Source organism: Microbacterium sp. (genome assembly GCF_052102115.1).
Taxonomy (GTDB): Bacteria; Actinomycetota; Actinomycetes; order Actinomycetales; family Microbacteriaceae; genus Microbacterium.
Genome location: NZ_JBQDVP010000077.1, coordinates 1 through 8797 on the forward strand (window position 1 = coordinate 1; position 8797 = coordinate 8797).

At 67.1% G+C, this 8797-nt stretch carries 10 protein-coding genes; 7 read left to right on the forward strand and 3 right to left on the reverse strand.

The window, feature by feature from the left end; all coding sequences use genetic code 11:
* Together purQ and purS are read right to left on the reverse strand one after the other, a co-directional pair.
* Positions 1-629: phosphoribosylformylglycinamidine synthase subunit PurQ (gene purQ, locus ACTICP_RS15000; RefSeq protein WP_441893723.1), on the reverse strand; the 629-nt coding region annotated here is incomplete at its 3' end.
* The gene (purS, locus tag ACTICP_RS15005; protein WP_441893725.1) at positions 626-874 is read right to left on the reverse strand and encodes a phosphoribosylformylglycinamidine synthase subunit PurS; all 249 of its coding nucleotides are present in this window, start codon (positions 872-874) and stop codon (positions 626-628) included. The genes purQ and purS, both read right to left, overlap by 4 nt.
* A 274-nt stretch (positions 875-1148) precedes the next feature.
* Here purS and ACTICP_RS15010 point away from each other — a divergent pair, with 274 nt between their 5' ends.
* Positions 1149-1826: a MerR family transcriptional regulator gene (locus tag ACTICP_RS15010; RefSeq protein ID WP_441893727.1), complete on the forward strand. Its 678-nt coding sequence runs from the start codon at positions 1149-1151 to the stop codon at positions 1824-1826.
* Positions 1827-1840: 14 nt separating this feature from the next.
* On the opposite strand, the gene ACTICP_RS15015 is transcribed toward ACTICP_RS15010, so the two are convergent.
* Positions 1841-2371 carry an adenine phosphoribosyltransferase gene (locus ACTICP_RS15015; RefSeq protein ID WP_441893729.1) on the reverse strand — a complete coding sequence of 177 codons (531 nt, stop codon included), beginning with the start codon at positions 2369-2371 and terminating at the stop codon, positions 1841-1843.
* A gap of 129 nt (positions 2372-2500) precedes the next feature.
* Between ACTICP_RS15015 and ACTICP_RS15020 the strand changes: the two genes are divergently transcribed.
* The 6 genes from ACTICP_RS15020 to ACTICP_RS15045 all read left to right on the forward strand — a co-directional run.
* Positions 2501-3811, forward strand: coding sequence for an extracellular solute-binding protein (locus ACTICP_RS15020; RefSeq protein ID WP_441893731.1), 1311 nt, complete (start codon positions 2501-2503; stop codon positions 3809-3811).
* Between the two features lie 101 nt (positions 3812-3912).
* Positions 3913-4890 carry a carbohydrate ABC transporter permease gene (locus tag ACTICP_RS15025; RefSeq protein ID WP_441893733.1) on the forward strand — a complete coding sequence of 326 codons (978 nt, stop codon included), beginning with the start codon at positions 3913-3915 and terminating at the stop codon, positions 4888-4890.
* Positions 4887-5774, forward strand: a complete 888-nt coding sequence (locus ACTICP_RS15030; protein ID WP_441893735.1) for a carbohydrate ABC transporter permease — start codon at positions 4887-4889, stop codon at positions 5772-5774. The genes ACTICP_RS15025 and ACTICP_RS15030 overlap by 4 nt, the downstream gene beginning before the upstream one ends.
* Before the next feature lie 5 nt (positions 5775-5779).
* Positions 5780-7195, forward strand: coding sequence for a GH1 family beta-glucosidase (locus ACTICP_RS15035; protein WP_441893737.1), 1416 nt, complete (start codon positions 5780-5782; stop codon positions 7193-7195).
* 48 nt (positions 7196-7243) lie between these two features.
* A complete protein-coding gene (locus ACTICP_RS15040; RefSeq protein WP_441893739.1) occupies positions 7244-8239 on the forward strand; it encodes a LacI family DNA-binding transcriptional regulator in 996 nt (331 codons plus the stop codon).
* A 41-nt stretch (positions 8240-8280) separates the two neighbouring features.
* Positions 8281-8797, forward strand: a 517-nt coding sequence (locus ACTICP_RS15045; RefSeq protein WP_441893741.1) for an SUMF1/EgtB/PvdO family nonheme iron enzyme, incomplete at its 3' end; no start/stop codon positions are given.

Consider the following 8797-nt stretch of genomic DNA (forward strand, 5'->3'; position numbering starts at 1 on the left):
GAGGTGTCCGGGCCGAAACCCGGCTCGGTGGCGTGCTCGGGGTGCGGCATGAGCCCGACGACGTTCCCCGCCTCGTTCGTGACACCGGCGATGTCGCGCAGCGAACCGTTCGGGTTGACGCCGGCGTAGCGGAAGGCCACGAGCCCCTCGCCCTCGAGCCGGTCGAGAGTCTCGTCGTCGGCGATGTAGCCGCCCTCGCCGTTCTTCAGCGGGATGACGATCTCCTGCCCCTTCTTGAACGTGTTCGTCCAGGCGGTGTCGGAGTTCTCGACCGTGAGCTTCTGATCACGGCGCACGAAGTGCTGGTGGTCGTTGCGGATCAGTCCGCCGGGCAGCAGGTGCGCCTCGACGAGCATCTGGAAACCGTTGCAGATGCCGAGCACGGGCATGCCCTTTTCGGCAGCATCCTGCACCTCGGCCATGATCGGCGAGAGCGCGGCGATCGCCCCCGACCGCAGGTAGTCGCCGTAGCTGAACCCGCCCGGCAACACGAGTGCATCCACGTCCTCGAGGTCGTGCGATCCGTGCCACAGCGCGACCGGCTCGGCCCCGGCGAGACGGACGGCGCGTTGCGCGTCGCGGTCATCCAGCGAGCCCGGCCAGGTGATGACGCCGATGCGAACCGTCATTCGACGACCTCGATGCCCACGACGTCTTCGATGACTGCGTTCGACAGCACGTCCTCGGCCAGGCGGCGGGCTTCGGCGAGTACATCATCGGTGATCTCGCCGTCGACAGTGAGCTCGAAGCGCTTGCCGATGCGCACGTCGGTGAAGCTGTCCACGCCGAGGCGGTTGAACGCACCGGAAACGGCCTTGCCCTGAGGGTCGAGCAGTTCGGACTTGGGCATGACGTCGACGACGATGGTGGGCATGAACGGCTCCGGAAGTCGCGGGATGGCGGGCGGCTCCAGTCTACTGGCCCGCGGACGGCCTCCAGATGCCGGAAGAGTTGCCCGGACGGATAACGCACCCCCCGTGCATCCGTCCGGGCAAATTGAGAGCCCGTACTCATTGCGGCACCCGCGCTGTCTCCCCCAGCGGCAAGAGCCCTGCATAGGCAGGCTAGAGTCAACGCACAGAAACTGCATCGTGGAGAGTGGGATGACGTGCCACTCTCCAATGGCCGGATTCACAGGGGGTGGATGCGTGAAGCTCAGCGAGCTCGCCGTTCAGAGCGGTGTCAGTACGACGACTCTCAAGCACTGGATCCGCGTGGGGATCATGCCCGCCGGCCAGCTGCGCAATCGCACGACGGCGGTGTACGAGCAGCGTCATGTGGATCGGGCTCGGCTGATCGCCGTGATGCGCGACTCGTACAACGCCTCGACCGCCGCGATCCGCTCTCTCACCGAGCTGATCGACACGGACGGGGTGGCGACCCTGGACGTCATGAACGCCTGCCAGGCGTTCGCGCTCGGAACCCCGGAGGGTGTCGGCACCGACCCCGACTACGACGTCTACCGCGAGCGCACCTATGAGCTGATGCGCCGCCGCGACTGGCGTGGGTACCCGGGGGCGGCCGAGCGGGGTCTGGCCCATGCGCCGGCGCAGGCTGCGGCGGTCGGCCTCGCATACGACGTCGACGAGCTGATGGAGTACGCCGACGCGCTGGAACCGCTCGCAAGTCGAAACATCACAGCCCTCCGGCCGGAGGGCTCACCCGACGAGGTCGCCAGAAGGATGCTGCTCGCCGTCGATGCCCGCGCGCGGCAACTCGTCGCGGTGAGCAGCCTGGCGCATGCCGCGGCATCCATTCGTCTGGCGATCGACCGCGGCGTCGCACCGCCCGATCTCGCGAAGCCGCCGCGCGCCGAAGGTTCGTAAGGCGGCCGGTTCCGTCAGGAGCGGAAGACCGTGTGCAGGTCGCCGACCGCCTCGCGCCCGCCGAGTCCCTCGATCTCGAACAGCACGGAGATGCCCGCGACCTCGGATCCGAGACGCTCGATGAGCTGCCGCCCCGCGGCGAGCGTCCCACCGGTGGCGAGCACGTCGTCGATGAGCAGGACGCGAGAGCCTGCGGGCACGTCGTCGTGCATCTCGATCGTCGCGGTGCCGTATTCGAGGACATAGTCGACGGATGCTGCGGGCCTCGGCAGCTTGCCCGACTTGCGGATCGGGATCAGGCCGGTGCCCGCGGCGACGGCTGCAGCCCCGGCGATCAGGAATCCGCGCGCCTCGATGCCCGCGATCACGTCGAACTGCCCGGCGAAGGGCTCGATGATCGCCTCGGTGGTGGCGCGGAGCGCCGCGGCATCCGCCAGTAGGGGCGTGATGTCGCGGAAGAGCACGCCGGGCTCGGGGTAATCCGGGATGCTGCGGATCAGTGATTCGGCGCGGACGAGGGCGGGGGACAGTTCGCGGGAGGGCACGGGGTAAGGGTACTCGCAACCGTGGCTTGACAGATTTGGGAGCGCTCCCATAGAGTGACTCAACGACTGTGGGAGCGCTCCCATAATCACGCATTCAAACGCACCACCACCACCACAAAGGAGTGAACTGTGAGCACGTCAATTCGCCGACGCCTGCTGGCGACAGCAGCCGTCGCATCCGTCTCCGCCCTCGCCCTCGCCGGCTGTTCGTCAGGAGGAGCCGAGGCCGACAACGCCGACTCCGACGGCGACGTCACGCTGACCGTCACCACGTTCGGCACCTTCGGCTATGAGGATCTGTACGAGGAGTACGAAGAACTGCACCCGGCCGTCACGATCGAGGCGTCGAACATCGACACCGGTGGAAACGCCCGCACCGACGCCTTCACCAAGATCGCCGCAGGCTCGGGACTCAGCGACGTCGTCGCGATCGAGGAGGGCTGGCTCGGCGCGATCATGGATGTCTCCGACACCTTCGTCGACCTGCGCGACTACGGCATCGAAGAGCGCAAGGACGACTGGGTCGACTGGAAGTACGAGCAGGGCACCGACGCCGAGGGTCGCGTGATCGGCTACGGCACCGACATCGGCCCGAGCGGCATCTGCTACAACGGACCGGCATTCGAAGCTGCGGGTCTGCCGAGCGATCGCGAGTCGGTGGCTGAGCTGCTCGACGGCGACTGGGAGAACTACTTCGCCGTCGGAGCCGACTACACGGCCGCGACCGGCAAAGCCTGGTACGACCACTCCGGATTCGTCTGGAACTCGATGGTCAACCAACTCGACGAGGGGTACTACACCGGCGACGGCGAGCTGAATGTCGAGGGCAATGCCGAGCTCAAGGAGCGCTTCGAGCTTCTGGGCGCTGCGACCGAGGGCGGACAGTCGGCCGCACAGGCGGCGTGGGACTGGAACGGCGGCAAGTCGTTCGTCGACGGCACCTTCGCGACCTTCGTGTGCCCGGGCTGGATGCTGGGAACCATCGCCGGTCAGCTTGAAGCCGGCGGCGGCGACGCCTCGACCGGGTGGGACTTCGCCGATGTGTTCCCCGGCGGCGCGGCCAACTGGGGCGGGGCGTTCCTGTCGATCCCCGAGACGTCTGAGCACAAGGAGGCCGCCGCGGCCCTCGCGGACTGGCTGACCCAGCCCGAGCAGCAAGTCAAGCAGTCCGAGGCCGCCGGTAACTTCCCCTCGACAATCAAGGCGCAGGAGGAGCTCGCGGCCGCTGCGGCGCCGAACCCGCTGTTCAACGATGCGCCGACCGGCGCGATCCTCGCCGAGCGTGCCAAGGGCGTCGTCGCACAGTTCAAGGGTGCCGATGACTCGGTGATCCAGGAGAACGTCTTCGGCCCGGCGCTGAGCAGCCTGGACCGCGGCGAGACCGACACGAAGGGTGCCTGGGACGAGGCGATCGGCCTTCTGAACGAGCTCGTCGGCTGACGAGTCCCTCCCCACTCGGGTCGCAGTTTCTGCCGCTTCGGCGTCGCCATACCGGCAGAAACTGCGACCTGGAGCGAGCGAATTTACTGAGACAGGTACCAATGACACTCCGCCATCGCGTCTCGCGCTTCGATCAGAAGGCATCGCCGTACTTCTACGTCTCGCCGTTCTTCCTGCTGTTCGGCCTGGTCGGCCTCTTCCCGCTGCTGTACACGGTGTACGTGGCCGTGTTCGACTGGGACCTGCTCAAGGGGCAAGGCGACTACGTCGGGTTCGGCAACTTCGTCGAGATCCTCGGCGATCCGATGTTCTGGAACTCGATCGTCAATACCCTGAGCATCTTCCTGCTCTCGGCGATCCCGCAGCTCGCTGTCGCGCTGCTCATCGCCTACCTTCTGGATCGCGGTCTGCGGGCTCCGACGTTCTGGCGGATGAGCATCCTCATCCCGTTCATCGTCACCCCGGTCGCCGTCGCGATCATCTTCTCGAGCATCTTCAACGAGGCCGACGGTCTCGCGAACAACCTGCTGAACCTCATCGGCATCGTCGATCAGGAGTGGAAGCACAACACCTTCCTCTCGCACATCGCGATCGCCACGATGGTGAACTTCCGCTGGACCGGCTACAACGCGCTCATCCTGCTCGCCGCGATGCAGGCCGTGCCGCGCGACCTCTACGAGTCGGCCGCTATCGACGGCGCTGGCCCCATTCGCCGGTTCTTCTCGATCACCATTCCGACCATTCGGCCCACGCTCATATTCGTGATCATCACCGCGACGATCGGCGGACTGCAAGTGTTCGCCGAACCGCGGCTGTTCGACGTATCCACGGCGGGCGGCATCGGCGGCAGTGACCGGCAGTTCCAGACCACGGTGCTGTTCCTGTGGGAGATGGCGTTCTTCCGCCGAAATCTCGGCGAAGCATCCGCCGTAGCGATTCTGCTGTTCCTGCTCATCGTGGCGATCGGCGTGATCAACTTCGTGCTCACCCGGCGGATCTCCACCGGCGATGCGCCGAAGACCCGAGCGGTCCGGCGCCGCACCCGAAAGAACCAGGCCGAGACAGGAGCACAGCGATGACCGCGACGCAGGCACTCAGTGTTCCGGAGAAGATCCGTCGCCGCAGGAGCGCCGGCGGCACCGCCGGTGTCGGCAGCCGCCCGGGCTTCCTCACCTACGGGCTGCTGGCCGCGTTCATCATCGGCAGCGTGTATCCGCTGTGGTGGTCGGTCGTGGTCGCCAGCGGCACGAACTCCACCCGTGGTGAGACGCTCCCCATGATTCCGGGCGGGAACTTCTTCGCCAACGCCGCCAAGGTGTTCGATGCCATCCCGTTCTGGTTGGCGCTGGGGAACTCCGTGATCATCTCGGCGGTCATCACGATCTCGGTCGTGACCTTCTCCACTCTCGCCGGCTATGCCTTCGCGAAGCTGCGCTTCAGGGGGCGCGACGGACTGATGGTCTTCGTCATCGCGACGATGGCGATCCCGACCCAGCTGGGCATCATCCCGTTGTTCATGGTCATGCGTGAACTCGGCTGGACCGGATCGATCGGCGCGGTCATCGTGCCGACGCTGGTCACCGCGTTCGGAGTGTTCTTCATGCGGCAGTACCTCGTCGATGTCATACCCGACGAGCTCATCGAGGCTGCGCGCATGGATGGCGCGAACCAGTTCCGCACGTTCCTCACGGTGGGCCTGCCCGCAGCGCGCCCGGCGATGGCGATCCTCGGACTGTTCACCTTCATGACGGCGTGGACCGATTACCTGTGGCCGCTGATCGTGCTGTCCCCGCAGAACCCCACGCTGCAGACGGCGCTCAGCCAGCTGCAGTCCGGCTACTACGTCGACTACTCGATCGTGCTCACCGGCGCGGTGCTCGCGACTCTGCCGCTTCTCGTCCTCTTCGTGGTCGCGGGAAGGCAGCTGGTCAGTGGCATCATGGCGGGCGCGGTGAAAGGATGACCGCTATGACCCGCTCCTTCCCCGAGAGCTTCCTCTTCGGCGCAGCCACCGCCGCCTACCAGATCGAGGGTGCGGCCTTCGAAGACGGCCGGACGGCGTCGGTCTGGGATGCCTTCGCCCGCGTTCCCGGAGCCGTCATCGGCGGGGAGAACGGGGATGTCGCGTGCGATCATTACCACCGCTACCGCGACGACGTCGCGCTCATGGAGCGTCTCGGGCTGCAGACCTACCGATTCTCGACGTCGTGGTCGCGCGTGCGTCCGGATGGGGGAGCGGTCAACCCCGCAGGCGTCGACTTCTACAAGCGTCTCGTCGATGAGCTGCTCGATGCCGACATCCTGCCGTGGCTGACGTTGTACCACTGGGACATGCCGCAGGCGCTGCAGGAGAACGGTGGCTGGACCAACCGCGACGTCGTCGACCGCTTCCTCGAGTACGCCGGCACCATGCACGACGCCCTCGGCGACCGGGTCACCGTGTGGACCACACTGAACGAGCCGTGGTGCTCGTCGTTCCTCTCGTACACCGGCGGCGAGCACGCCCCCGGCCACATGAGTATCGCCGAAGGGCTGCTCGCCGCGCACCACCAGCTGCTCGCGCACGGCGAGACGATCCGCGAACTGCGCTCCCGCGATGCGAGCCTCAACCTCGGCATCACGCTGAATCACACGGTCGCCGATCCCGCCGATCCGCAGAACCCGGCAGATGTGGATGCTGCGCGCCGCGTCGACGGCCAGTTCAACCGTTGGTTCCTCGACCCCGTCTACCGCGGCGAGTACCCGGCCGACATCGTCGAAGACATCCGGGCGGTCGATGCGGATGCTGTGGCGCAGTTCGAGTCCGCCATCCACGACGGCGACCTCGAGACGATCTCGCAGCCGCTCGATACGCAGGGTGTCAACTACTACCACGGCGACCTGCTCGCGGGTACGGCGCAAGCGCCCGTAGCCGACGTGCCGGCCACTGAGCGCAAGGGGCGCAGCCCCTATCCGTCAAGTGCCGGCATCCATGCCGTCGAGCGCGGCCTCGCGCGCACCGCGCAGAACTGGGAGATCCAGCCCGAGGGGCTCACGCGCCTGCTGCACCGCCTGTCCGACGACTACACGGCCGAGCGCGGTGTGACCCTCTACGTCACCGAGAACGGCGCCGCCTTCGACGATGTGGTCGCAGCCGACGGCCAGGTGCACGATGCCGGCCGCACCGACTTCCTGCGCGCCCACCTGGATGCCGTGTTGGATGCTGCGGATGCCGGCGTCGACGTCCGCGGCTTCTTCTACTGGTCGCTGATGGACAACTTCGAGTGGGCGTGGGGGTACGACAAGCGCTTCGGGATCGTGCGCGTCGACTACGACACCCAGCAGCGCACGGTCAAGGACAGCGGTCACGAGTACGCTCGGATCATCGCCGCACGCTCTCTCTGACAGCATCGGCCCTCTGACAGCATCGGAACGGCGGCAGAAAGGAGAGCCGTGTCCGCACGCGCGACCATCGAAGAGGTGGCGGTCGCCGCCGGTGTCTCCCGGTCGACCGTGTCGCGGGTGGTGAACGGGTCGACGGCCGTGAGCCCCGCGGCGCTGCAGGCCGTCCAGGCCGCGATCGCCGAGCTGAGCTACGTGCCGAACCGTGCCGCGCGCTCGCTGGCATCGCGACAGACGAACGCCATCGCCCTGGTCGTTCCCGAGGACACCACGCGCTTCTTCGGCGATCCGTTCTTCGCGTCGATCGTCGCGGGGATCACCGGGGCGCTGGGAGGGTCGGATTATCTGCTGAACCTGCTGATCGCCAGCGACGACCCGGGCGAGAAGATGACGAGTTTCGTGAGAAACGGCGGTGTCGATGGCGCGCTGATCGTCTCGCACCACACCAGTGACGCGTTCGTGGAGCGCATCGCCGACGCGGTTCCGGTCGTGTGGGGCGGCCGCCCACCGCATCAGCGCCCGAGCGAGTACGTCGTCGACGTCGACAACACCGCCGCCGCGCGCATGGCGACGCAGCATCTCATCGACACCGGGCGCACGCGCATCGCGACCATCACCGGGCCGACGACGATGCTCGCCTCTCTCGATCGTCTGCAGGGATTCCATGGTGCGCTGGCGGATGCCGGGCTCTCGCCCTGCGCCGAGGATGAGGGCGACTACACGGAGGAGAGCGGGATGGATGCTGCGCGGCGAATGCTCGCGGGCGACCGACCTGATGCGATCTTCGCGGCGAGTGACCTGATGGCGCGCGGAGCACTCCGGGCGCTGCGCGCCGAGGGGCTTCGCGTGCCGGATGACGTCGCGGTCGTCGGCTTCGATGACTCGCAGGTCGCGCTGAGCACGGATCCGCCGCTCACGACCGTTCGCCAGCCCATGTACGCGATGGGTGAGACGATGGCAGAGGTGCTGTTGTCCCGCCTGGCTGGCAGCGAGCCGCCGGCGGTCACGATCCTGCCGACCGAACTGGTCGTGCGCGAGTCGGCGTGATCACGGCGCGGTCCGGAATCTGAGTATGAGGAGAACGGCATATGACGCAGTCGTCAGCTGAGAACTGCGGGCCCTCCTGCACGTGCGGCGCGCCGGGGCGCGACCAGTTCCTGACCATCGGGATGCCGTCCGACCAGCCGGTGCGGGCGTCGCAGACGGCTCGGCACGATGTCGAACAGGCGGTCGTCCCGCAGGGTGCTTTCACAATGGGAGACTCGTCCGGCGACCGCAATCCCGGTGATGGCGAGGTGCCGCGGCATCCCGTGACGATGCCGGAGTATTCGATCGATGCGACGACCGTGACGAACGACGACTTCGCCCGTTTCGTCGACGACACCGGGTACGCGTCCGAGTCGGAGACGTTCGGGTTCTCAGCCGTGTTCCACCTCGCGCTCGCCGCTCCCGAGGACGACATCGTCGGATCTCCGCCGCAGACCCCGTGGTGGTTCGGCGTGAGCGGAGCCGACTGGCGCCACCCGGGCGGACGCGATTCGTCGCTCGACGGTCTCGGCGACCACCCCGTCGTGCACGTCAGCTGGAACGACGCCGTCGCCTACT